Annotated in this window: 22 protein-coding genes; 7 read left to right on the top strand and 15 right to left on the bottom strand. The window is 73.0% G+C overall.

All coding sequences use genetic code 11. The features are described 5' to 3' along the window. Positions 1-71: 71 nt before the first annotated feature. The 4 genes from O3597_RS01905 to O3597_RS01890 all read right to left on the bottom strand — a co-directional run bounded on the left by O3597_RS01905 (position 72) and on the right by O3597_RS01890 (position 3,482). Positions 72-782, bottom strand: a complete 711-nt coding sequence (locus O3597_RS01905; protein WP_281604449.1) for a CbiX/SirB N-terminal domain-containing protein — start codon at positions 780-782, stop codon at positions 72-74. An 89-nt stretch (positions 783-871) separates the two neighbouring features. Next, a complete protein-coding gene (locus O3597_RS01900; RefSeq protein ID WP_164447719.1) occupies positions 872-1,636 on the bottom strand; it encodes a phosphoadenylyl-sulfate reductase in 765 nt (254 codons plus the stop codon). Then, positions 1,633-1,794, bottom strand: a complete 162-nt coding sequence (locus O3597_RS01895) for a hypothetical protein (protein ID WP_166458566.1) — start codon at positions 1,792-1,794, stop codon at positions 1,633-1,635. Before O3597_RS01895 ends, O3597_RS01900 begins: the two co-directional genes overlap by 4 nt. Then, positions 1,791-3,482, bottom strand: a complete 1,692-nt coding sequence (locus O3597_RS01890; RefSeq protein WP_164447720.1) for a nitrite/sulfite reductase — start codon at positions 3,480-3,482, stop codon at positions 1,791-1,793. The genes O3597_RS01895 and O3597_RS01890 overlap by 4 nt, the downstream gene beginning before the upstream one ends. Before the next feature lie 389 nt (positions 3,483-3,871). Here O3597_RS01890 and O3597_RS01885 point away from each other — a divergent pair, with 389 nt between their 5' ends. Further along, the gene (locus tag O3597_RS01885; RefSeq protein WP_281604448.1) at positions 3,872-5,371 is read left to right on the top strand and encodes a glycosyltransferase family 39 protein; all 1,500 of its coding nucleotides are present in this window, start codon (positions 3,872-3,874) and stop codon (positions 5,369-5,371) included. Between the two features lie 67 nt (positions 5,372-5,438). Here O3597_RS01885 and O3597_RS01880 read toward each other — a convergent pair whose 3' ends face one another. After that, a complete protein-coding gene (locus O3597_RS01880; RefSeq protein ID WP_281603097.1) occupies positions 5,439-6,986 on the bottom strand; it encodes a PAS domain-containing sensor histidine kinase in 1,548 nt (515 codons plus the stop codon). A gap of 25 nt (positions 6,987-7,011) precedes the next feature. Beyond that, on the bottom strand, positions 7,012-8,043 hold the full coding sequence (locus O3597_RS01875) for an SIS domain-containing protein (protein WP_164447922.1): 1,032 nt from the start codon (positions 8,041-8,043) through the stop codon (positions 7,012-7,014). Between the two features lie 194 nt (positions 8,044-8,237). Here O3597_RS01875 and O3597_RS01870 point away from each other — a divergent pair, with 194 nt between their 5' ends. Beyond that, positions 8,238-9,923, top strand: a complete 1,686-nt coding sequence (locus O3597_RS01870) for a tetratricopeptide repeat protein (RefSeq protein ID WP_348650320.1) — start codon at positions 8,238-8,240, stop codon at positions 9,921-9,923. A gap of 87 nt (positions 9,924-10,010) precedes the next feature. On the opposite strand, the gene O3597_RS01865 is transcribed toward O3597_RS01870, so the two are convergent. Further along, complete coding sequence (locus O3597_RS01865) at positions 10,011-11,597, bottom strand: MDR family MFS transporter (RefSeq protein ID WP_281603096.1); 1,587 nt, start codon at positions 11,595-11,597, stop codon at positions 10,011-10,013. Positions 11,598-11,711: 114 nt separating this feature from the next. On the opposite strand from O3597_RS01865, the gene O3597_RS01860 reads away from it, so the two are divergent. Next, entirely contained in the window at positions 11,712-12,290 is a 579-nt protein-coding gene (locus tag O3597_RS01860; protein WP_164447724.1) for a TetR/AcrR family transcriptional regulator, read from the top strand. Between the two features lie 13 nt (positions 12,291-12,303). Here the strand turns inward: O3597_RS01860 and O3597_RS01855 are convergent, their stop codons facing one another. From O3597_RS01855 to O3597_RS01825, 7 genes are all read right to left on the bottom strand, one after another. Next, positions 12,304-12,807, bottom strand: a complete 504-nt coding sequence (locus O3597_RS01855; protein WP_281603095.1) for a GNAT family N-acetyltransferase — start codon at positions 12,805-12,807, stop codon at positions 12,304-12,306. Continuing rightward, a complete protein-coding gene (locus O3597_RS01850) occupies positions 12,804-13,019 on the bottom strand; it encodes a biotin/lipoyl-binding carrier protein (RefSeq protein WP_164447726.1) in 216 nt (71 codons plus the stop codon). Before O3597_RS01850 ends, O3597_RS01855 begins: the two co-directional genes overlap by 4 nt. A 356-nt stretch (positions 13,020-13,375) precedes the next feature. Then, the gene (rsrA, locus tag O3597_RS01845; protein WP_164447727.1) at positions 13,376-13,663 is read right to left on the bottom strand and encodes a mycothiol system anti-sigma-R factor; all 288 of its coding nucleotides are present in this window, start codon (positions 13,661-13,663) and stop codon (positions 13,376-13,378) included. A 1-nt stretch (position 13,664) separates the two neighbouring features. Next, positions 13,665-14,480, bottom strand: coding sequence for a sigma-70 family RNA polymerase sigma factor (locus O3597_RS01840; protein WP_281603094.1), 816 nt, complete (start codon positions 14,478-14,480; stop codon positions 13,665-13,667). Between the two features lie 248 nt (positions 14,481-14,728). Next, complete coding sequence (locus O3597_RS01835) at positions 14,729-15,340, bottom strand: alpha/beta family hydrolase (RefSeq protein ID WP_281603093.1); 612 nt, start codon at positions 15,338-15,340, stop codon at positions 14,729-14,731. A 41-nt stretch (positions 15,341-15,381) separates the two neighbouring features. Continuing rightward, a complete protein-coding gene (locus O3597_RS01830; RefSeq protein WP_093405204.1) occupies positions 15,382-15,774 on the bottom strand; it encodes a WhiB family transcriptional regulator in 393 nt (130 codons plus the stop codon). Positions 15,775-15,971: 197 nt separating this feature from the next. Continuing rightward, positions 15,972-16,682: an SOS response-associated peptidase gene (locus O3597_RS01825; protein ID WP_281603092.1), complete on the bottom strand. Its 711-nt coding sequence runs from the start codon at positions 16,680-16,682 to the stop codon at positions 15,972-15,974. 101 nt (positions 16,683-16,783) lie between these two features. On the opposite strand from O3597_RS01825, the gene aroA reads away from it, so the two are divergent. The 4 genes from aroA to O3597_RS01805 all read left to right on the top strand — a co-directional run bounded on the left by aroA (position 16,784) and on the right by O3597_RS01805 (position 21,109). Beyond that, positions 16,784-18,088, top strand: coding sequence for a 3-phosphoshikimate 1-carboxyvinyltransferase (gene aroA / locus O3597_RS01820; protein ID WP_281603091.1), 1,305 nt, complete (start codon positions 16,784-16,786; stop codon positions 18,086-18,088). An 18-nt stretch (positions 18,089-18,106) separates the two neighbouring features. Further along, positions 18,107-19,180, top strand: a complete 1,074-nt coding sequence (gene rsgA / locus O3597_RS01815; protein WP_281604447.1) for a ribosome small subunit-dependent GTPase A — start codon at positions 18,107-18,109, stop codon at positions 19,178-19,180. Positions 19,181-19,284: 104 nt separating this feature from the next. Then, a complete protein-coding gene (gene hisN, locus O3597_RS01810; protein WP_281603090.1) occupies positions 19,285-20,097 on the top strand; it encodes a histidinol-phosphatase in 813 nt (270 codons plus the stop codon). Positions 20,098-20,146: 49 nt separating this feature from the next. Next, a complete protein-coding gene (locus O3597_RS01805) occupies positions 20,147-21,109 on the top strand; it encodes a hypothetical protein (protein ID WP_166458653.1) in 963 nt (320 codons plus the stop codon). Here O3597_RS01805 and O3597_RS01800 read toward each other — a convergent pair. Next, on the bottom strand, positions 21,064-22,266 hold the full coding sequence (locus O3597_RS01800; protein WP_164447733.1) for a glycosyltransferase: 1,203 nt from the start codon (positions 22,264-22,266) through the stop codon (positions 21,064-21,066). The two genes, O3597_RS01805 and O3597_RS01800, sit on opposite strands and share 46 nt — an antisense overlap. Between the last annotated feature and the right edge of the window lie 114 nt (positions 22,267-22,380).

Raw genomic sequence — 22,380 nt, 5'->3', positions numbered from 1 at the left:
GATAGTGCTGCCTCGACGGGAATGAGGCGGCAACAACCCTGAAGTTGCACGGCCCCCGAGCGGCAGAGTGGTCAGGTGGGGGTGGTTCGGCGGAGGATCAGGTCCACCAGGTCTGGCGCGTCGGTCAACGGGGACGCCACGGCGATCGCGCCAGCCGCCCGGGCAGACGCCGTCACCGCATCATGGAACAGCCCGGGGGCCAGGAAATAGGCGGCAACGGCCACCCGGCGCGCGCCAGCCGCCCGGAGCCGGGTCACCGCCGCGCCGGCATCCGGCGGCGCCGCCGAGGCGTACGACACCCGGGTCGGGAGGTTCAGGGCCGCGCCCAACGCGGCGGCCACCCGGCCGACGGACCCCCGGGCCGCGGCGTCACGGGTGCCCGCGGCAGCCAGCACCACAGCGTCACACGCGCCCGGCTCCGCCTCGTCCAGCCGTCGCCGCAGCCCGGCCAGCAGCGCCGGGTCCACCTCGCCCCCCACCGGCCCGAGCACGTCGCTGACCCGCACCTCGATCGGTGGGCCGGATCGCTGGGCCGCCGCCACCGCCGCCGGGATGTCGACCCGGCGGTGGTAGGCGGCGGTCAGCAGCAGCGGCACCAGTACCGCCCGGGAATGCCCGGCTGCGGCCAGCCCCTGTAGCGCCTCGGTCGGGCCGGGCTCGGTGTGGTCGAGCCAACTCGCCAACACCGGCACCCGCGGGCGCGCGGCGGCGACCGCCCGAGCCAGCGCCCTGGTCGCGTCGGCCGCGCGCGGATCGCGGCTGCCATGGGCGACCAGCAGCAGCGGCTCGCCAACCGGCCCGGAACCACCAACCGAACCCGGCGCGCCGGCCGGCCGAGGGTCGCTTGGCAAGGCCGGGCCGGCGCCTCCGGTCAGAGGTGCAGCCCGCACTCGGTCTTCTCGAACATCGCCCAGCGACCGGCCCGAGGGTCCTCACCGGCTCCGGTCCGCCGGGTGCACGGCCAGCAGCCGATCGAGCCGTAGCCGCGCCGGAACAGCTCGTTGACCGGCACGTTCCACCTGGCGATGTACGCGTCGACGTCCGCCTGCGTCCAGGCCGCGATCGGATTGACCTTCACCTTCCCCCGCCGCGCGTCGAAGGTGACCACCGGCGTGTTGGCGCGGGTCGGCGACTCGTCGCGACGCAGGCCGGCGGCCCACGCGTCATAGTCGGTGAGCGCCCGCTCCAGCGGTTCCACCTTGCGTAGCTGGCAGCATTCGTCCGGGGACCTGTTGAACAACCGCGGTCCGTACTGGCCATCCTGTTGGCCGACGGTCAGTCGCGGCCGGATGGAGCGGACGTTCACCGGGAGCGTGCGGGCCACCTCGTCGCGGACGGCCAGGGTCTCCGGGAAGTGCAGCCCGGTGTCGAGAAACACCACGTCCACCCCGGGTGCGACCCGCGAGACCAGGTGGGCGAGGACGGCGTCGGCCATCGAGCTGGTCACGCAGAACCGGTCCCCGAACGTCTCCGCCGCCCACCGCGCGATCTCCGGCGCGGGCGCGCCCTCCAACTCCCGGCCGGCCCGTTCGGCGAGCACCCGCAGCTCGTCCGGATCGCGTCGGGACGGATCGGCGGTGGCCACGGCGGTGGTGCCGACCAGGCCCAGGCCGGCGGCGGAGACCAGGGCGCTCACCGGTTCACTGCCCGGGAGAGCAGGCCACTGAACCGGACCGTGAAGACCCGTGCGCAGGCGTGGCACTCCCATGCGCCATGCCCGGTCTCACTCGGCCGCAGATCCTCCTCGCCGCAGTACGGGCAGTACAGCGGCACGGAACGAGTCTCACCACTCATCGCAGTTCCTCCTCGTCGACCCGAATCACCCAGTTGGCGAACGTCTCGCCCTCGGTCCGGCCGGCCAGGTAGCGCTCGGCCAGCCGCTCGACGTACCCGGGCAGCTCCTCGGCGGTCGTCTTCAGGCCGCGCAGCTTGCGCCCGAAGCCGGCGGTGCGCCCCTCGGCCATGCCGAGCCCACCGCCGAGATGCACCTGGAAGCCCTCCACCTGACTCCCGTCCGGCCCGGTCACCAACTGCCCCTTGAGGCCGATGTCGGCGACCTGCGTGCGGGCGCAGGCGTTGGGGCACCCGTTGATGTGGATGGAGATGTCCGCGTCGAAGTCGCGCAGTCGCTGCTCCAACCGGGCCACCAGTTCCTCGCCGCGCGCCTTGGTCTCGACGATGGCGAGCTTGCAGTACTCGATGCCGGTGCAGGCCATGGTGCCGCGCCGCCAAGCCGACGGCTGGGCCTCCAGGCCGATCTCCCGCAGGCCGGCGACCAGCGACTCCGTCCGCTCCGGCGGCACGTCGAGCACCAGCAGCTTCTGGTACGGCGTGAGCCGCACCCGCTCGCTGCCGTGCGCCTCGACCACGTCCGCGAGCCGGGCGAGCTGGGTCCCGGAGACCCGCCCGACCACCGGGGCGGCGCCGACGTAGTCACGGCCGTCGCGCTGCCGGTGCACGCCGATGTGGTCGATCGGCCGCTCCGGCAGTGTCGGTGCGGGGCCGTCGAGCAGCGTCCGGCCGAGGTACTCCTTCTCCAGCACCTCGCGGAACTTCGCCACCCCCCAGTCGGCGACCAGGAACTTCAGCCGGGCGCGGTGGCGCAGCCGCCGGTAGCCGTAGTCACGGAAGATGCCCACCACGCCGGCCCAGACGTCGGGCACCTCGGACAGCGGAACCCAGACGCCGAGGCGCTGGGCCAGCATCGGGTTGGTGGACAGGCCGCCGCCGACCCACAGGTCGAAGCCCGGGCCGTGCTCCGGGTGGTCGACACCGAGGAAGGCGATGTCGTTCGCCTCGTACGGGGTGTCCACCAGCCAGGAGATCGAGGACTTGAACTTGCGCGGCAGGTTGGAGAACTGCTTGTCGCCGACGTACCGCTTGACGATCTCGTCGATGGCGGGGGTCGGGTCGATCCGCTCGGCCTCGGCCACCCCGGCCACCGGGCTGCCCAGCACGATCCGGGGACAGTCACCGCACGCCTCGGTGGTCTGCAGCCCGACCGACTCCAGCCGCCGCCAGATCTCCGGCATGTCCTCGACCCGGATCCAGTGGTACTGGATGTTCTGCCGGTCGGTGATGTCCGCGGTGTCCCGGGCGAACTCCCGGGAGATCTCGGCGATCGTGCGCAGCTGGGTCAGGTCGAGCTGGCCGCCGTCGACGCGTACCCGCAGCATGAAGAACTCGTCTTCCAGCTCGTGCGGCTCCAGCACGGCGGTACGTCCGCCGTCGATGCCCGCCTTCCGCTGGGTGTACAGGCCCCACCACCGGAACCGCCCGCGCAGATCCTGCGGGTCGATGGAGGCGAAGCCACGGTGGGCGTAGATGTTCTCGATGCGGGCCCGGACGTTCAGCGGGTCGTCGTCCTTCTTGATCCGCTCGTTGGGGTTGAGAGGCTCCCGGTGCCCGAGCGCCCACTGGCCCTCCCCACGGGGGCGCCGGGGCGCCCGCGGCGGGCGGGCCGGAATCTCGCTGACTGCCATCGCGGCGTCCTCCGTTGTCTGCTGCGCCTCGGTGGGGCTGAGCGGGCGCGACGACCGGTTCCCGGAGGGACCGTGGACAGCGATGTCTCTGCACGGCCGGCGCGCTGCGTGCCCGAGGCAGGGATGGTCGGGCGTCGTCAGTGAGCCGGACAGATGGCGCTACGCACGCGGCCGTAATCAACGTGGCGTCGAGCCACGAAGCGGCGCACGACAGCGGCAGTCATGAACGTCATGCTGCCACACCTCGGGCGGGCCGGCCAATGGTCACGTGCGCGATCCCACATCACGGGCGGTCGCTGCCGGCTCCCCCGAGCGTCACCGTGTGGCAGGCTCGCAATGTGGGCGATTTGTCCAACAAGTCGATTCCGGTTACTGGGATCGGCGTCCGGCTGAGCGGCGGGCGACTGCGCTCGGTGCCGGTGTGGCTGGTGCCGGCGACGGCCACCCTGCTGGCGACGCTTGCCGGCCTGGACGCCGCCCAGCCGTGGCGCGACGAGTTGGCGACCTGGAGTGCGGCGACCCGAGGTCTGAGCGGCCTGTTCCGCCTGGCCGGCACCATCGACGCCGCCACCGGCCCCTACTACCTGCTCGTACACGCCTGGCTGGCGGTGGCCGGCGACTCGGTGGCCGCCCTGCGCCTGCCCTCCGCCCTGGCCATGGCCGCGACCGCCGGGCTGACGGCGGTACTCGGACACCGGCTGTGGGACGCCCGCGTCGGCACCCTCGCCGGCCTGCTGTTCGCGGTGCTCCCGGGTACCTCCCGGTACGGCCAGGAGGCGCGGCCGTACGCCCTGGCCGGCGCGCTCGCGGTGCTGAGCACGCTGCTGCTGGTCGACGCGCTGCGCCGGCCCAGCCGGCGGCGCTGGGCCGGCTACGCGGCAGCGACCACCGCCCTCGGGCTCACGCACCTGGTGGCCCTCACCCTGCTCGCCGCCCACGCGGTCGCCGTGCTGACCGCGACCAGGGCGGTCCGGGCCGACGGCGGACCCGGTGGCCGGAGTGACAGGTCGAGCGACGGTGGGCAGCGGCGACCGCCAGTACCGGGCCGGGTGGTCCGGTGGTGGTTCGCCGCCCTGGTGCCGGTGGCCGCGGCGGTGGTGCCGCTGGCCCTGATCGCCCGGGGCCAGCGGGCCCGGCAGCTCGACTGGGTGGACGCCGCCCGACCCGGCGACCTGGCCGCGCTGGCCGGCGGGGTGACGCAGAGCAGTGTGGTCGGCGGCGTGCTGCTCGGACTCGCCGCGCTCGGCGCGGCTCGGGCGGGCCGCCGGGGGCTGCTGCCGGTGAGCTGCGTCCTGGCGCCGGTGCTGCTGCTCTTTCTCGCCGGACTGGTCGTCCCCCTCTGGGTGCCCCGCTATCTGGTCTTCGTGGTGCCCTTCGGCTGCCTGCTGGCCGGCGCGGCGCTGGCCTCCGCCCGGCTGCCCGCCGCGCTCGCGGTGGTGGCCCTGACCGGCCTGCTCGGCCTGCCCGACCAGGCCGCGCTGCGCCGTACCCACGAGTGGCCACGCAGCGCGACCGTGGACTACCGGGCGGTGGCCGAGATCGTCGGGAGCGGTCGGCGGCCCGGTGACGCGGTGGTCTACTCACCCCGCGACAGCTGGCTCTTTCTCGACCTCGGCCTGCGCTATCACCTCGGCGGCCGGACCCCGCAGGACGCGTTGCTGGTCGAGGGGCAGGAACGTCGGGGTGACCTGTGGGCCGCCGAGTGTGACCGGCCGACGGAGTGCCTGGCCGAGGTCGACCGGGTCTGGCTGGTGCTGGCCGGACGACGATCCGAGCCACTGGCTGCCGTGCCCGGCGTCAAGGGCGACGCGCTCCGCGACCGCTTCGCGGTGGCCCGGGTGTGGCCACACTCCGGCATCACGCTCGCGCTGCTGACCCGACGCGGCTGACCGTCGGCTCGTCCTTCCCCGACAGCGAACGCACCGGAACCGGAACTGTCGGAGCACGGGCAGGAGGTCAACCGCCGCCGCGGCCCTCGGGGGCGCTGCGGGCCAACGGGAGGGCCAGGAACGCCTCGGTGCCACCGTCGGCACCGGGACGCAACTCGATGGTGCCGCGCAGTTCCCCGGTGACCAGCGCCCGGACGATCTGCAAGCCGAGCTTGGCGCCGCCCTCGGCGTCGAATCCCGCCGGCAGGCCCCGGCCGTTGTCCGTCACGGTGACGTTGAGCATCCGGCGGAGCCGGTGCGCCGAGACCACCACCTCGGGCTTCGGCGGCCCGGCGGGCACCGGCGCGTCGTCATCGGCCGGCGGGAAGCCGTGTTCGACGGCGTTGAGCAGCAGCTCGTTGAGCACCATCACCAGCGAGGTGGCGATCTCGGCCGGCAGCACGCCGAAGGTGCCGGTACGACGCATCGCGACGGTCACCTCGGTCGCCGCCACCTCGGTCGCCGCGTTGGCCACCCGGTCGACGATGCCGTCGAACTCCACCGCCTCGTCGCTGGACATGGCGAGCGTCTCGTGCACCAGCGCGATCGACGCCACCCGGCGTACCGACTCCTCCAGGGCCACCCGCGCCTCCGGCATGGCCACCCGGCGGGCCTGGAGGCGCAGCAGTGCCGCCACCGTCTGCAGGTTGTTCTTCACCCGGTGGTGGATCTCCCGGATGGTGGCGTCCTTGGTGATCAGCGCGCGGTCGCGTCGGCGTACCTCGGTGATGTCGCGGACCAGCACCAGCGCGCCGATCGGCACGCCGGCGGGCATCAGCGGCAGGGCCCGGGTGAGCATGGTCGCCCCACGCGCGTCGATCTCCCGGCGGGGCGGCGCCTCGCCGCGCAGCGCGGCAAGGATGCCGTTGGCGGCGTCGGTGCCGTCCAGGGGATCGCCGGCCAGCCGCCGGTGCAGCACCGCGAGGTCCTCGCCGACCAGGAGTGAGGCGTGACCCAGGCGCCGGTACGCCGACTGCGCGTTGGGGCTGGCGTAGGTGACCTTGCCGCCGGCGTCCAGCCGCACCAGCCCGTCACCGACCCGAGGCGCCGAGGTGGTCTCGCCCGGGTGCCGGGGCGGTGGGAAGGTGCCGTCGGCGATCATCTGTGCCAGGTCGTCGGCGGTGGTCAGGTAGTTGAGCTCCAACTGGCTGGGGGTACGCGCGGTGGAGAGGTTGGTGTCCCGGCCCACCACGGCGATCACCTCGCCGGACTCGCCGTCGGCCGTGCGCAGCCGGACCGGGATCGCCTCGTGCCGGGCGGGCACGTCGCCGTACCAGACCGGATCACCCTCCCGCCAGATGCGCCCCTGCCCGTAGGCGACCTCCAGGTGCGCCACCTCCGGACCACCGACGATCCGTCCCACCTGATCGTCCTGGTACGCGGTGGGCGCGGTGGTCGGGCGCACCTGGGCCACGCAGAGGAAGCTGCCCTCACCGTCGACCGGAACCCAGAGCAGCAGGTCGGCGAAGGAGAGGTCGGACAGCAACTGCCAGTCACCGGCGATGCGGTGCAGGTGGTCGATGTCGACCCGGCGCAGGCGGGTGTGCTCCTCGGCGAGATCGCGCAGCGTTGACACGCCGACCAGCGTGCCACGCCGACCGTCACATCGTCGCGGTGACCTTCTTCAACCCGCGCGGCGCGTCCGGATCCTCCCCCCGGGTGAGGGCGAGCGCCAGGGCCAGCCGCTGCAACGGCAGAATGTCCAGTAGCGGGGCGTACCGCTCGTCGACCTCGGGCACCGCGAGGCGGGTCGCTCCGTCGATCGCGGCGGAGCCGACCACCACCACGTCGGCGCGGCGCTCACCGAGCCGGGGCAGCACCTCGCCCATCGACCGTCCGCCCGGTCCCGAGCCGACCACCGCCAGCACCGGCACGTCCGGGTCGGTCATGGCCAACGGGCCGTGCAGCAGGTCGGCGCCGGAGAACGCCAGCGCCGGCAGGTACGACGTCTCCATCAGCTTCAGCGCCGCCTCCCGGGCGGTCGGGTACGCGTACCCCCGGCCGGTGGTGACGATCTGGGCGGCGAAGCGGTAGCGCGGCGCGAGTTGTGCCGCGACCGGGTCGGTGAGGGTACGGGCGGCCAACTCAGGCAGGTCGGCCAGCGCCCGGCGCTCCTCGGCGGGCAGCGCGCCGTCACCGGCCCGGATCCCCTCCACCAGCATCAGCAGGGCGAGCAGCTCGGCCGTGTAGGTCTTGGTGGCGGCCACCGCCCGCTCGTGCCCGGCCGCGATGTCGATGGCGAGTTCCGCGGTGGTCGCCAACGGGGAGTCCGGTGCGTTGGTGACGGCCAGGGTGAGGGCACCGGAGTCGCGGGCGGCCCGGAGCACCTCCGTCAGGTCGGGGGATCCGCCGCTCTGGCTGACCCCGACCACCAGGGCGTCGGAGAGGTCCGGCCGGGCACCGAAGAGGGTGACCGCGCTCGGCGAGGCCAGGCCGGCAGGCAGGCCGAGGCGGATCTCGCTGAGATAGGCGCCGTACAGCGCGGCGTGGTCCGAGGTGCCCCGTGCGGTGAACACCACATGCCGGGGGCGACGCTCGGCGATGGCCGCGGCCACCCGGGCGATGGGGGTGGCGTGCTCGGTGGAGAGCAATCGCTCGTAACCGGCCGGCTGCTCGTCGATGTCGGCGGCCATGCCGCTGCCTGGGCGCGTCACGAAAACTCCTCCCCTGCGCGATATCCGCGCGATTGCTGCTCAGTCTTGCATCTTTGATCCAGTCTCAGCAATCAAATGAGCAGTAGTGCGCAGTGGATCACCAAAACTGGGGTTCGTCACCTACGCTGACCCGACCTCACCGCGCAGCCGGGACCAACGAGTGAGAGGACCACGTGGCCGAGGGAACGGACGACCGGGCGCTGCCGGCGACGGAGGAACTGATCCTGGCCCGGCGGGCCCTGGATTCCGGCGAGCTGACGCATGCCGCCGACCACGTCGCGGCGGCGCTGGCCCGGGCACCGACGCTGCCCGAGGTGCACGAGACCCTCGCCCGGCTGGCCGCCGCCAGCGGCGACGGCGGGATCGGCCTGTTCCCGTTGCAGCACCACACCTTCGTCGGTGCCGTGGTCGCCCGGGCACATCTGCTCGCCGCGGCCGGCCGACCGGCCGAGGGCCTCGATCTGCTGGTCGCCGCCACCGCCCACGCACCGGGGGCGGACTGGGCGGGCGTGCCCTGGGTGACCTCGCCAGAGCTGGCCGAGCGTCTCGGACCCGAGCAGGCCGCCCGGGTGCTGATGCAGGTCTGCGCCGCCGTGCCCGACCCGGTCGCGCCACCGAACCGGGCCGCCCTGTCGCCGTACCTGACGCTCGCCCGCAACGCGATCACCGTCCACCCGGAGCACGCGCTGCTGCTGGGCACGGCGTCCGCGCTGGCCCGGCGGGTGGAGGAGGTGCCGCTCGCGGTCCGCTGGGCCAGCCGGGGAGTACGGGCAGCGCCGTCGAAGATGGGCGAGGTGTGGCTCGGATACGCGCTACGCAGCGCCGGCCGGACCCGGGAGGCGCTCGCCGCGTTGCGCCGCGCCGTCGAGCACGACCCGGACGACCTCGCGGTGTACGCCGACATCGCCGGCACCCTGGCCGACCACGGCCGGCTCGACGAGGCGCTCAGGTGGATCGAGCGCGCCCTGGCCCGCAACCCGTCCTTCGACTGTGCGGTGCACACGGCACACCGCCTGCGATTCCAACGCGATGGTGAGGTGCGGCACCTGGTGGCGCTGGCGGATTTCGTCCGCGACCACCCGGACGACTCGCACGAACACGGCGACCTGGCCGAATGCTGCCGTGGCCGTCCCTGGCTGGGGCAGGTGACGCCGGCACCACCGGCAACCGGGACCGCCGCAACGGTCGGGCGACCCGGCACCGGGCCCGCCGACGGGTCAAAGCCGACGGTGGCGGCGCGTCTAACGTCGCCGCCGTCGGCGGAGGCCGCCCGCCGCCTGCGCCAGCTCGCCCACCCCGCCTGGCCGCACCCACCGGCGGCCTACGACGCGGCGGTCGGCCTGGCCACGCTCGACCTGGCCGACCTGCTCGGCCTGCTGGCCCATCCGCCCGAGACACCGCAGACCGCGCTCGGGCGGGTGCTCGCCGGCCAGGACCCGGCGCTGTGGTTGCGCTGCGTGCAGGTCTGGACCTGCCTCGGGCTGCTGCACCACCGCACCGACGAGCCGTGGCCCGATTCCACCCGGCGACGGGTGCTCGTGGAGCTGGCGCACGAGGTGCCGGAGGTCGCCGAGGCGGCCCTGTTCGCCCTGGTGACCGCCGCCTGGGTGGATCCGTCGGTCCGCACCGACGTGGCCGCACTGGTCACCGAGCGGCTGGCGGCGGTGGCCACGGCGGTTCGGCACCATCCGGTGCCCACCGCGGCCTCGCTGGCACACCTGGCGCTGGCCACGCCGGACCTCGATCCGGAGACCATCGCCACCGCGCGGACGCTGGCCGGAGTGACCGTCCGCAAGCGGCGTGGCGCCACGCGGGCCCTACGCGCCCTGCTACGCCGTCTGCTCCGTCGATCGGCGTGACGAGTCCCGAGCGCCGTGACACCCCGCCGGGGACGTCCGCCGCCGGAACGCGCCCTCCGGACGCGCCGCGGCGGTCCCTGGTCGCCGTCAGACGGCCGGTGCCCGGGCCAGCTCGGTCTCGGCCTGCTCCTGCCGACTCGCGTCCGACTCCGGCTCGTTGCTGGTGCGCAGCGGAATCTCCCGGATGAACCAGGCCAGCACCGGAACCACCGCGGCGAAGAGCACCGCCCAGAGGAACACGTGCGAGATCGCGTCGGCGAGCCCGCCGAGCACCACCTCGCGGGCCTGCGCCGGCAGTTCCCGCAACTGCTCGATGTTCATCGCCGCGCCGGCCTCGCCGCCACCGCTGAACGCGCCACCGGCGGCCGAACCAGCCAGCCGGTTGGCGAAGATGGCGCCGAACAGGGAGATCCCGAACGACCCGCCGATGGAGCGGAAGAAGGTGGCCGCGCCGCTGGCCGCCCCCAGGTCCTTCTGAGCGACGCTGTTCTGCGCGATCAGCATGGAGGTCTGCATGAGGAAGCCCATGCCGGCACCGAGCACGAGCATGTAGAGCGACGAGGAGAATCTGCTGGTGTCCACCTCCAGCAGACTCAACAGGGCGAGCCCGGCGGTCATCACCACGCCGCCCACGATCGGGAAGATCCGGTACCGCCCGGTGCGGGTGATCGCCCGGCCGACGACCAGCGAGACCAGCAGCATGCCGAACATCAACGGCAGCAGCAGCAGGCCGGAGTTGGTGGCCGAGGCACCCTGCACGGTCTGCTGGTACAGGGGCAGGAAGTTCATCGCGCCGAACATCGCGAAGCCGAGCAGGAAGCCGATCACCGAGATGAGGGCGAAGTTCCGGTTGGCGAAGAGCCGCAGCGGCAGGATCGGCTCAGGAACCCGCCGCTCGACGAACCCGAACACCACGAGCGCCGCGACAGCCAGTACGGCGAGGCCGAGGATCTGCGGGCTGACCCAGGCGTACTCGTTGCCACCCCAGGTGGTGATCAGCACGATCCCGGTGATGCCGATCGACAGCAGGGCGGCACCGACCCAGTCGATGCGGTGCTCGGTGCGGTACTTGGGCAGGTGCATGGTGGCGATCAGCAGCACCAGCGCCACACCACCCAGGGGCAGGTTGACGTAGAAGGCCCAGCGCCAGGAGAGGTGATCGGTGATGAAGCCGCCGACCAGCGGACCGGCTACCATCGCGATCGCCATGATCCCGGCGATCATGCCCTGGTAGCGGCCGCGCTCGCGGGGTGGCACCAGGTCGCCGATGATCGCCATGACACCGACCATCAGGCCACCGGCGCCCAGACCCTGGACGGCCCGGAAGGCGATCAACTGGACCATGCCGTCGTCGGCGCCGCCGAGGAAGCCCGACCCGGCCATGCCGCACAGCGCGGAACCGACCAGGAAGATCACCACTGCGGTGAGGAAGACCGCCTTACGGCCGTAGAGGTCGCCGAGCTTGCCCCAGATCGGGGTGGAGACGGTGGTGCCCAGCACGTACGCGGTCACCACCCAGGTGAAGTGGTTGAGCCCGCCGAATTCGCCCACGATGCGCGGCAACGCGGTGCTGACGATCATGTTGTCGAGCATCGCCAGCATCATGGCGATCATCAGACCGAAGAGCACGACCCGGACATTGGGTCGCACGGCGGTCTGGTTCTGCTGGGCCATCGGTAAGCTCTCCCCCCGAGATGCGGCGCACTTACTTGCCGCCCGGCTAGTTACCTTACTAGCCGGACGGTAAGTTGGACAGGCAACGACGGTCAACCGGATTGGCAGGTAGGGGTGAGTCAGAGCACAGGCGGCACCCGCGAGCGGATCAAGGCCGTGGCGCTGGAGCTCTTCACCGAGCAGGGCTACGAGGCGACGTCCCTGCGTGAGGTGGCCGAGCGGCTCGGGGTGACCAAGGCCGCGCTCTACTACCACTTCAAGAGCAAGGACGAGATCGTCTCCAGCGTGGTGGAGGACCGGCTGGAGCGGATGGACGCGCTGATCGCCTGGGCCGAGAGTCAGCCGGCCACGCTGGCCACCCGCAGAGCCGTCATCGAGCGGTACGCCGACGCCATGTTCAGCGGCGAGCAGCCCTCGGTGATGCGGTTCTTCGAGCAGAACCAGACGGCGCTGAAGAGCCTGTCCGCCGGCCGGGAGCTGCGCGACCGGATGTTCCGGTTGGCCACCGCCCTCTGTCAGGGCGACGACTCCCCCGGCGCCCAGCTCCGTGCCGTGCTGGCCCTGTTCGCCGTGCACAGCAGCTGGTTCGCGGTACGCACACCGGACATCACCGACACCGAGCGCAAGCAGGTGGCCCTGGAGGTCGCCGACGAGCTGCTCGCCGCGATCGCCGCGCCGCCCGCCCGGCCGTGAGCCGCGACGTCGGCTAGCCGAGGGGCAGCCGCAGAGCGAGCAGGTCCACCCCGGGGAACGGGCTCCAGTCCCGGTCGGGCTGGCGGACGAAGCCGCGCCGGCGGTAGAGGCGGTGCGCCGGCTCGGCGTGGCCGTCGCGTACGCAGATGGTCACCGCGGTGCAGCCCAGCTCGATCGCGCGCACCACGCACGCCTCGACGAGCGCCGCGCCGGCTCCCCGTCCCTGCGCGGTCGGGTCCACCGCCAGCATCCGGAACTCCGCCTCCCCCGGGGCGCACATCTCGGCGTACCGGGTGCCGGGCAGCACGAAGGTGACCGAGCCGAGCAGGTGACCGTTCGCCGGGTCGACGGCCACCAGCACGTCACCGTGCTCCGCCCGGGCGGAGACGTCGGCCAGCACGTCGGCGTAGCCGGTCTCGCCCTTGAGCTGACCGTCGGCCTCGTACGCCGCGACGGTGAGCCGGGCGACCCCGGCGTAGTCGGCCGGCTCGGCCGGACGGATCAGCAGGCCACTCAACCGATCACCGCGATCAGGTCACCGTCCTGCACCACGTCGCCCTCGTTGACCGCGAGCTGCTGCACCACGCCGTCGGACTCGGCGATCACGGGGATCTCCATCTTCATCGACTCCAGGATCACCAGGGTGTCCCCCTCGGACACGGCGTCCCCGGCCGACGCGACGACCTTCCAGACGTTCGCCACCATCTCGGCGCGGATCTCCTCGGCCATCTCTGCGGCCCCTTCCTCGCGGCTCCTGCGACGTATCCAATCATGAGCGGACGGCCAGCGGGCGCGGAGCGGCCCCGGCAGCGGTCCGCCCGTACCGTCGGCACTAGCATCAACGGGTCAGACCCGACGTCGGCGAGGGCGACCGGCTCCGGTGACGGGGGTCGTCCGCAGCCCGATCCGGCCATCACGAGGAGGTCACCATGGCGAAGAAGGCCCGCAAGAAGAAGGCCCGCAAGAAGAGCGCCGCGAACCACGGCAAGCGCCCCAACTCCTGAGCCGGCGGGCGGCTGCCCGCCGCGATCGGACGACGGACGCAACGGTGCCCGGGTCGGAATCGACCCGGGCACCGGCGTGTGTCAGTCGGCCAGTTCGCGCGACTCGCTGGTCTCGAAGACGACGAGTTCGCTGATCCGTACCCGCAGCCGTTCGCGCAGCTCGTCCGGCGCGGACTCGTTGCCGCAGCAGCGGGCCACCAGCGCCTTGACCTCCTGCTCGATGCCGTACTCGCGCAGGCAGTGGCCGCACTCGTCGAGATGGTGCCGGATCAACGTCCGCCGCTCCTGCGCGCATTCCAGGTCGAGGTAGAGGTAGACCTCCGCGAGCACCTCACGGCAGTCCGTCTCGTGCGGGTCTCCACAGCTCACGTCACACCTCCCGGCCGGTGGCGGCGGTCGAGCTCCGGGCCGGTTGGGCCGCGGAGAAGCCCCGCTCCGCGGCGTACCCCTCAAGCAGCTTGCGCAGATTACGACGTCCACGGTGCAACCGCGACATCACCGTGCCGATCGGCGTGCCCATGATGTCGGCGACCTCCTTGTAGGAGAAGCCCTCGACATCGGTCAGGTAGACCGCCAGCCGGAACTCCTCCGGCAGCTGCTGGAGGGCCTCCTTGACGTCGCTGTCCGGCAGCCGGTCGAGCGCCTCGGTCTCGGCGGACCGCAGCCCGCTGGAGGTGTGCGACTCAGCCTCGGCCAACTGCCAGTCGGTGATCTCGTCGGTGGGCGCCTGCACCGGTTGGCGCTGCCGCTTGCGGTACGAGTTGATGTAGGTGTTGGTCAGGATCCGGTAGAGCCAGGCCTTCAGGTTCGTGCCCTGCTCGAACTGGTGGAAGGCGGCGTACGCCTTCAGGTAGGTCTCCTGGACCAGGTCCTCGGCATCCGCCGGGTTACGCGTCATCCGCAGGCCGGCCGCGTACAACTGATCGACGAATGGCATCGCGTCCCGTTCGAACCGGGCCCTGCGCTCGTCCGTCTTCTCCGTGGTCAACCGCACATCCCCTCGGGTTGGATGCTTCCCCGCCGAGGATACGCGCACCGACCTTCCGGAAGATTCGGTTCCGACGGGTGTGCCCGTCGCCACCTCGACCGGTGGTACCGCCGCCGGCCAGTTCGGGCCGGCAAGCAGCTTTCTGAGCTGCCGTGCCTCCCGCTCGTCCTGTCCCCGGTTCCGGATCTCGGTCGGCACCGGTCACCCCCTCGCACAGTGGTTGTCCGAGGTGTTCAACGCGTGCCATGGGCCGACACATTCCGGCTCGGACCCGGGCGTTCCTGGTCCCCGCCCCGGCGGTGCGACCGAAGCTGGGACCAGGAAGGGCCTGGGAGCCCGGTGTCGCCGCCCGGACCGGGCACTGGGACACCACCGGGTGCAACGAAGCGGCGCGGCCGGCGGACACGGCACCGGTGACGTGGTGGCCCGAAGGCAGCCCAGTGGCGTCAGGCACCGGCCCAACCGTGCTCACGCAGCCAGTCCACCGTCAGGGCGGCCGTACCGACGGGGTCGCCCCGCAGGTCGTGCCGCTCTCCCGACCGGACCACCACCCGCACCCCCGGGCCCGGCTCCGGCACACCGAACGGATCCCGATCCCCGTTCACCACCAGGGTCGGCACACCGGTCACCAGCTCACCGGCCCGGCTCCGGTCCGGTCGACCGGGCGGGTGCAGCGGGAAGGCGAGTGCCACCACCCCGGCGGCGCCCACCGTGCGCGCCGTCCGACAGGCCACCCGCGCACCGCTGGAACGGCCACCCACCACCAGCGGTACGCCCGGCTGCCGCTGCCGCAGCGCCGTCAGCACGACGGACCACGCCTCGTCGAGGTGCCCGGCCGGTGCCGGTGCGCGCCGGCCGGCGACCCGGTAGGGCTGGGTCACCCGCGCCACCACCAACCCGGCGGCCACCGCCGCGTCGCGCAGGGCGGTCAGATCCGGGGCGTCGACGCCGCCACCGGCCCCGTGCCCGAGCACCAGCAGGGCTCGGGACGGACCGGACGGTTCGTCGGTGTCGACCCGAGCGGGTCCGCGCGGAGTGTCGAGGACGTCATGCGGCACCGCCCCATTGAACCCGTTTCGACCGGGACCACGCCCGTCGGTCAGCTCAACGGCACCAGGGTGAGCAGCCGGTCGCGCACCGGCGGGCCGGGCTCACCGGCGGCATCGGGATCGGGTTGCACCTCGCTGCGCCAGGCGACGAGCATCGCCCGCCGCTCCCGTGGGGTGGTGCCACCCCAGACCCCGTGACAGTCGCCGACCTCGAGCGCCCACGCCAGACAGGAGCCCTGCACGTCGCAGCTGCGGCACAGGGCCACCGCCGCGTCGGCCGGCTCGTTCGGCGCCGGAAAGAACGTCTCCGGGTCGACACTCTGACAGGTGCCCCTGGTACGCCAGGCTTCGTCCTGTCGCCGCTCACGCAACGCCCGCAACAGTCGCGGATCACGTCGCGCGGCGGCCACCTCGTGCGGACGGGGCATACGCGCCCGTGTCATCCACCCACCTCCCCCGTGGGACCAGCAACATCGATAGAGATCGTTCACCCGACGTGAACGACACCCACCACCGGCGCTGTGTTGTATCGCATTTGCGCACACGGGGACAAGACTTCGCCGGGAAGTTGGCAGAAGGTTCGAGTCACCTTTCACCCACAATCGCAGCAAATCACTCGCGACAATGTGCCGGGGCGCGATCAGAAGAGCGTCGGTTCCGCCGGCTCACCCGGACGGGTCAGCGGCACCCGGGCGGTCAGTCCGGGACCGTCGTTGCGTACATCGCCCACGGCCCGCCCCACCGGCCGCACCTCCAACCGGGCCAGCCAGTCCAGTGGCGGCGGTGCGAGCAGCTCGGCCCGGTCCGCGCCGTCGTCCAGCCAGGTCGCCCAGCGCTCGGGCGGCAGCAGCAACGGCATCCGGTCGTGCACCTCGGCCAGTTCGCCGAGGGCCGTGGTGGTCAGCACGCTGAACGTCAGCAGCGTCGCGTCCGGGCGGTCCCAGACCGACCAGATGCCGGCGAAGGCGAGCACCGAGCCGTCGCGTGGGGTCATGTAGTACGGCTGCTTCGCACCGTCGGCCAGCCGCACCCACTCGTACCAGCCGTCGGCGGGTACCAGACACCGGCGGCGGGCGAAGGACGGCGCGTACGCCCGGCTGGTGGCGACGGTCTCGGCACGCGCGTTGATCATGCGGGCCGCGCCGGTGGGCGACCGGGACCACTGTGGTACCAGACCCCAGCGGCCCCGCGAGAGCGCCCGGTGCCCCGCGGCACCGATGCGGACCAGCGGCACCGGATCGGTCGGCGCGACGTTGTGATCGGCGACCAGCCCGCCCGCGGTCTCGTCGACCGCCTCGAACAGGCCGCTCAGGTCACCGGCGCCGCGGGTCGTGGCGTACCTACCGCACATGCCGCTCACGCTAGCGCGCGGTCCGCCGGGCGGCTGTCCCGCTCACCGGGAGTGGCGGTGACCCTAGCGCCACCGGGACCCCGGCACGGCAGAATGTAACCGTGGGGAATGTGACCGCGACCCGGCCGCTACAGCCGTGGACCGCACCGACCGCCAGTGACCCGGTGTCGGCGTCGCTGCGCCTGCCCGGTTCCAAGTCGATGACCAACCGCGCCCTGGTGCTCAGCGCGCTGGCCACCGGACCCTCGACCCTGTCCCGGCCGCTGCGGGCCCGGGACACCGAACTGATGGCCGCCGCGCTGCGGGCGATGGGAGCGCACGTCTCGATCGCCGACGACGAGCGCTGGCTGGTCCGGCCGCACCGGCTGTTCGGCCCGGCCCACGTCGACGTGGGGCTGGCCGGCACGATCATGCGCTTCGTGCCACCGGTGGCGGGGCTGGCCGACGGGCAGGTCACCCTCGACGGTGACCCGCACGCCCGTACCCGCCCGCTCGGCCCGCTGATCGAGGCACTGCGCTCGCTCGGCGTACGCGTCGACACTCCCCCCGCGGGGAGCCTGCCGCTCGTGGTGCTGGGCGCCGGCCGGGTGACCGGCGGCGAGGTCGTGATCGACGCCTCCGCCTCCAGCCAACTGGTCTCCGGGCTGCTGCTCGCCGCTCCCCGCTTCGACCGTGGGCTGGTGGTCCGGCACGTCGGCCCGCCGGTGCCCTCCGCACCGCACCTGCGGATGACCGTGCAGATGCTGCGCGCCGCCGGCGCCGCGGTCGACGACAGCACCCCCGACGTCTGGGCGGTCGAGCCCGGGCCGTTGACCGGGCGTAGCTGGGAGATCGAGCCGGACCTGTCCGGCGCGGTGCCGTTCTTCGCCGCCGCCATGGTCACCGGCGGCGAGGTGACCCTGCGCGGCTGGCCGGCGCGGGGCAGCGCCCAGCCGGTCGAGCGGCTGCGCGCACTGCTGCAGCAGATGGGGGCGACGGTCGCCCTGACCACCGAGGGGCTCGCGGTACGCGGCACCGGCCCGGTGAAGGGGTTGCGCGCCAACCTGTCCGACGTCAGCGAACTGACCCCGGCGCTCACCGCGCTGGCCATGCTCGCCGACTCGCCGTCGGTCTTCACCGGCGTCAGCCACATCCGTGGCCACGAGACGGACCGGCTGGCCGCCCTGGCACGGGAGTTCACCGGGCTCGGCGCGGACATCACGGAGTCGGCGGACGGGCTGGAGATCCGACCCCGACCGCTGCACGGCGGCGTGTTCCGCACCTACCATGATCACCGGATGGCGCACGCGGCGGCGGTGACCGGGCTGGTCGTGCCGGGCGTCGAGCTGGACGACGTGTCGTGTACCTCCAAGACCATGCCCGAGTTCCCGGCACTATGGTCGGCACTGGTGACCGGTAAGAGCTGAGCGGAAGAAGGGTCGGCCCTGGCGACCAGGCGGCGCGAGTACGACGAGGACGACGTCCGGGTCCGGCCCGGCAGGTCCTCCCGCCCGCGTACCCGGACCCGACCCCGGCACGCCGACGCCAAGGACGGTTTCGTCATCGCGGTGGACCGCGGGCGCTACACCTGCGTACTGCCCGGCGCCGGGCCGGACGACCCGACCGTCACCGCGATGCGCGCCCGCGAGCTGGGCCGCAAGTCGGTGGTGGTCGGTGACCGGGTCGGGCTGGTCGGTGACACCTCCGGTTCGTCCGGGGCGCTGGCCCGCATCGTCCGGATCGAACCACGGCGGTCCGTGCTCCGGCGCACCGCCGAGGACGACGCCAGCACCGCCGAGGGCCGGTTGGAGCGGGTGGTGGTCGCCAACGCCGACCAGCTCGTGATCGTCAGCGCGCTCGCCGATCCGCCGCCGCGCACCGGATTCATCGACCGTTGCCTGGTCGCCGCGTACGACGCGGGCATCGAACCGCTGCTCTGCCTGACCAAGGCCGATCTCGCCGGGCCGGAGACGGTGCTCGACTACTACACCGAGCTGGAACTGCCGTATCTGCTCATCCGTCCGGACTCCTCGTTGGACGCGCTGCGCAGCCTGTTGACCGGCCGGGTCTCGGTGCTCGTCGGTCACTCCGGGGTGGGCAAGTCGACGCTCGTCAACCGCCTGGTGCCGGAGGCCGAACGGGCGGTCGGCACGGTGAGCGCGATCGGCCGGGGGCGGCACACGTCGACAAGCGCGGTGGCGTTGCGGCTACCCGCGCCACCCGACGCGGACCAGGATCCCGGCTGGATCGTGGACACTCCGGGCGTACGCAGTTTCGGGCTGGCCCACGTCTCGGCCGAGAGTCTGCTGCACGGCTTTTCGGACCTGGTCGAGGCCACCGCCGACTGCCCGGCGAACTGCCCGCACACCGCCGACGAGGCCGACTGCGCACTCGACGCCTGGGTGGCGACCGGGCGGGCCGACCCGCGCCGGCTGGCCTCGTACCGCCGGTTGCTGGCCTCCCGCGCCGGGGAGACCGACCAACGGACCGAGCCCGACCCACGCGGACGCCCGGAGTGACCCGGCGGTGCGCGGGTCCGCCGGCGCGGCGCGGTCGCGCCGCCGACGTGCCGTAGCCCGGCCCCCGGCGTCGACGCGGTACCGGCGTCGCTACCGTGTCCGGCATGACCGGGTACGCCGCTGACCTGACCCTCGCCCACCGGCTCGCCGACGCCGCCGACGCCCTGTCGACGGCCCGGTTCCGGGCCCTGGACCTGCGGGTCGAGTCGAAGCCCGACCTGACTCCGGTCTCCGACGCGGACACCGCCGTGGAGCGCGAGATCCGCGCCCTGCTCGCCGAGCACCGGCCCGACGACGGGCTGCTCGGCGAGGAGTACGGCGCGACGCCGACCGCCGGAGCGCGCCAGTGGGTGGTGGACCCCATCGACGGCACCAAGAACTTCGTCCGGGGTGTGCCGATCTGGGCCACGCTCATCGCCCTGCTGGAGGACGGCCGTCCGGTCGCCGGGCTGGTCTCCGCGCCGGCCCTGGGGCGCCGCTGGTGGGCAGCACGAGGCACCGGGGCGTACGCGGGACCGGACGCCTCCCGGGGCGTGCCCATCCGGGTCTCCGGGGTGACCCGGCTGGCCGACGCCAGCCTCTGCTACTCGTCGCTGGAGGGCTGGGAGAAGGCCGGCCGGCTCGACGCCGTGCTGCAACTGATGCGGGACACCTGGCGCAGCCGGGCCTACGGCGACTTCTACGGTTACATGCTGTTGGCCGAGGGCGCGCTGGACGTGATGATCGAGCCCGAGCTGTCCCTGTGGGACGTGGCCGCACTGGTACCCATCGTGACCGAAGCGGGCGGCACGATCACCGATCTGGCCGGCCACCCGGCCCCGGCAGGCGGCGACAACAGCACCCTGGCCAGCAACGGCGCGCTGCATCCCGACATCCTCCAGCGCCTCGGTAGCCCGCCGCGCATTGACGCCCGGTAACCTCTATCCTCGCCAGGTGGCTACCTCCGGTTGGTGTTTCCTGGCGGCGATGATCGTCGCGTACGGCGTCGCCAACCTGTTGCAGTCGGTCGCCGCCGCCCGCACCACGGTGCACCGCACCTTCGATCCCGGGTTGCTGCTGCGCCTGGCCGGGCACCGCACCTACCTGGTCGGGCTGGCCTGTCAGGTGGCCGGTTTCGTCCTGGCCTTCCTGTCCCGGCGGGATCTGCCACTGTTCCTGGTGCAGGCGAGCGTGGCTGCTGGGCTCGGCGTCACCGCCCTGCTCGGCGTGATCCTGCTGAAGTGGCGGCTGCCGGTGGCCGAGGTCGCGTTGCTGGTGCTGCTCTTCGCCGGCATCACCGCGCTGGTGCTCGCCGCCCGCCCGGCACCGTCGAAGGGGCTCGGCACCGGGGGCACGGTCGCCCTGCTGGTGGCCCTGGCGGTGATCGCGGTGCTGGGGTTCTTCGCGGTCCGGTTGCACGGCGCGCCGGGGTCGGTGGCGCTCGGGTCGCTGGCCGGGCTGGCCTTCTCCGCCGCCGCGGTGGCGGCCCGCCCACTGGCCTCCGCGCCGGGTTGGGACGCCTTTCTCAGCGACCCGCTGCTCTACCTGCTCGTCGGCCACTCGGTGGTCGGCCAGTTGCTGCTCGGGCTGGCGATGCAGCGCGGTTCCACCACGGCTGCGGTGGCCGCCATGGACGCTGCCGGCGCGGTACCCGCCGCGATCGTCGGGCTGCTGCTGCTCAACGACAAGATCTGGCCGGGCCGGGAGTGGCTGGCCGGGATCGGTTTCCTGGTCACCCTCGCCGCTGTCGTCGGGCTCACCCGGTACGCGGAGCCGCAGCACCACCACGCCGTCGCCCGGGAGACCACCCGGGCGGTGGTGGGCCCCCGGCCGCCGCTCGTGCCGCATTCCGCCGTCGCGGGTTGCGAGGTCGCCGCGGCCGGTGGCGCGGGTGATCCGCTGACTCAGGCCGCCTCGACCGGCTTGCGCCGGCCCACCACCCGCTCGTAGAGGCGTTCCAGGGCACTGGCCGTGCGTTCCCAGGTGTAGCTGCACCGCACCCGGTCGACCGCGGCGTGCCCGTACGCGAAGCGGCTGGCGTTGTCGGCGAGCAGCCGACGCAGCGTCATCCCGAGGGTGCGTACGTCGCCCGGTGGCACCAGCTTGCCGGTCACCTCGTCGACCACGGCGTCGGCGATGCCGCCCATGGCGTAGCCCACCACCGGGACGCCGCAGGCCATCGCCTCCAGCGACACCCGCCCCGCCGAGGAGTAGTGCGGGGTGCAGGCCACCACGTCGGCCGAGCGGTACCAGGTGGCCATCTGCTCGTGCGGCACCGCGCCCACCAGGTGCACCTGGTCGCCGACCCCGGCCCGGTCGGCCAGCTCACGCAGCCGGCGGGCCTCGGCGTGGTTGGCCAGCTGGTCCGTCGGCGGCCCGCCGGCGATGACCAACTCCGCGTCGCCGACCAGTCGCATCGCCCGGATCAGGTCCTCCTGGCCGTGACCTCGCCCCAGCCCGCCCACCGAGAGGATCCGGGGGCGCTGCTCGCGGGGGGCGGCCTCACCGTCGGGATGGAAGCGTTCCGTGTCCACCCCGGTCGGGACCATCGCGACCGAGGCACGTTGCAGGCCCATCCGGGTCAACTCGTCGACCTCGTCGTTGCACTGGGCGACCGCGATGTCCACCGCCCGGGTCAGCGCCCGTTCCAGCGGGATCCGGGTGCCCGGCCCGTCGTACTGGGCACCGAGGTGGCGCAGCTGTTCCATCCCGATCGAGTGGAACGTCTGCACCATCGGAATGTCGGTCTCCCGCACGGCGTGCGCGGCGGCCAGGCCCCCGATCCAGTAGTGACCGTGCACCACCTCGGGTGTCCAGTCGCCGGCCCACCGGTCGGCCAGCCATTCGCCGTACGCGGACACGTAGGGCACCAGTTCGGCCGTGGGGATCGGCGCGACCGGGCCCACCGGTGCGCGTTCCACCCGGTAGCCGTCCAGGATGTCGGTTTCGCTGGCCTCTGGGTCGTCCCGGCGGATGTACACCCGCACGTCGTGTCCTCGCCCGGCCAGTTCGGCCGCGACCCGTGCGATGTGCTGGTAGGTGCCGACGACGGTTCCGTCGCCGAACGGCGGCGCAGCGGCGTGGGCACAGACAAGGCCGACGCGCATGGGTCACCTCCATGCGGATGGGGCGGTGCTCTCCGGTCAGAGCGTCCCATTAACCGGCCTCCGAAGAGCCGAAACCTCGCAGATCGGGAACACACTCGGCGGCATGACCCGCAC

Origin of the sequence: Verrucosispora sp. WMMA2044 (genome assembly GCF_027497155.1) — a bacterium.
GTDB classification, from domain to species: domain Bacteria; phylum Actinomycetota; class Actinomycetes; order Mycobacteriales; family Micromonosporaceae; genus Micromonospora; species Micromonospora palythoicola.
The sequence above is the reverse complement of the archived record's forward strand: the minus strand, read 5'-3'. Positions and strand labels throughout refer to the sequence as shown.

Excerpts from the sequence above, each read along its gene's own strand:
- O3597_RS01830 (WP_093405204.1), bottom strand. The coding sequence starts at position 15,774 with ATGACACGGGCGCGTATGCCCCGTCCGCACGAGGTGGCCGCCGCGCGA.
- O3597_RS01865 (WP_281603096.1), bottom strand. The coding sequence starts at position 11,597 with ATGGCCCAGCAGAACCAGACCGCCGTGCGACCCAATGTCCGGGTCGTG.
- O3597_RS01850 (WP_164447726.1), bottom strand. The coding sequence starts at position 13,019 with ATGGCCGAGGAGATCCGCGCCGAGATGGTGGCGAACGTCTGGAAGGTC.
- O3597_RS01875 (WP_164447922.1), bottom strand. The coding sequence starts at position 8,043 with ATGGCCGCCGACATCGACGAGCAGCCGGCCGGTTACGAGCGATTGCTC.
- O3597_RS01890 (WP_164447720.1), bottom strand. The coding sequence starts at position 3,482 with ATGGCAGTCAGCGAGATTCCGGCCCGCCCGCCGCGGGCGCCCCGGCGC.
- hisN (WP_281603090.1), top strand. The coding sequence starts at position 19,285 with ATGACCGGGTACGCCGCTGACCTGACCCTCGCCCACCGGCTCGCCGAC.
- O3597_RS01825 (WP_281603092.1), bottom strand. The coding sequence starts at position 16,682 with ATGTGCGGTAGGTACGCCACGACCCGCGGCGCCGGTGACCTGAGCGGC.
- O3597_RS01805 (WP_166458653.1), top strand. The coding sequence starts at position 20,147 with ATGATCGTCGCGTACGGCGTCGCCAACCTGTTGCAGTCGGTCGCCGCC.
- O3597_RS01800 (WP_164447733.1), bottom strand. The coding sequence starts at position 22,266 with ATGCGCGTCGGCCTTGTCTGTGCCCACGCCGCTGCGCCGCCGTTCGGC.
- O3597_RS01895 (WP_166458566.1), bottom strand. The coding sequence starts at position 1,794 with ATGAGTGGTGAGACTCGTTCCGTGCCGCTGTACTGCCCGTACTGCGGC.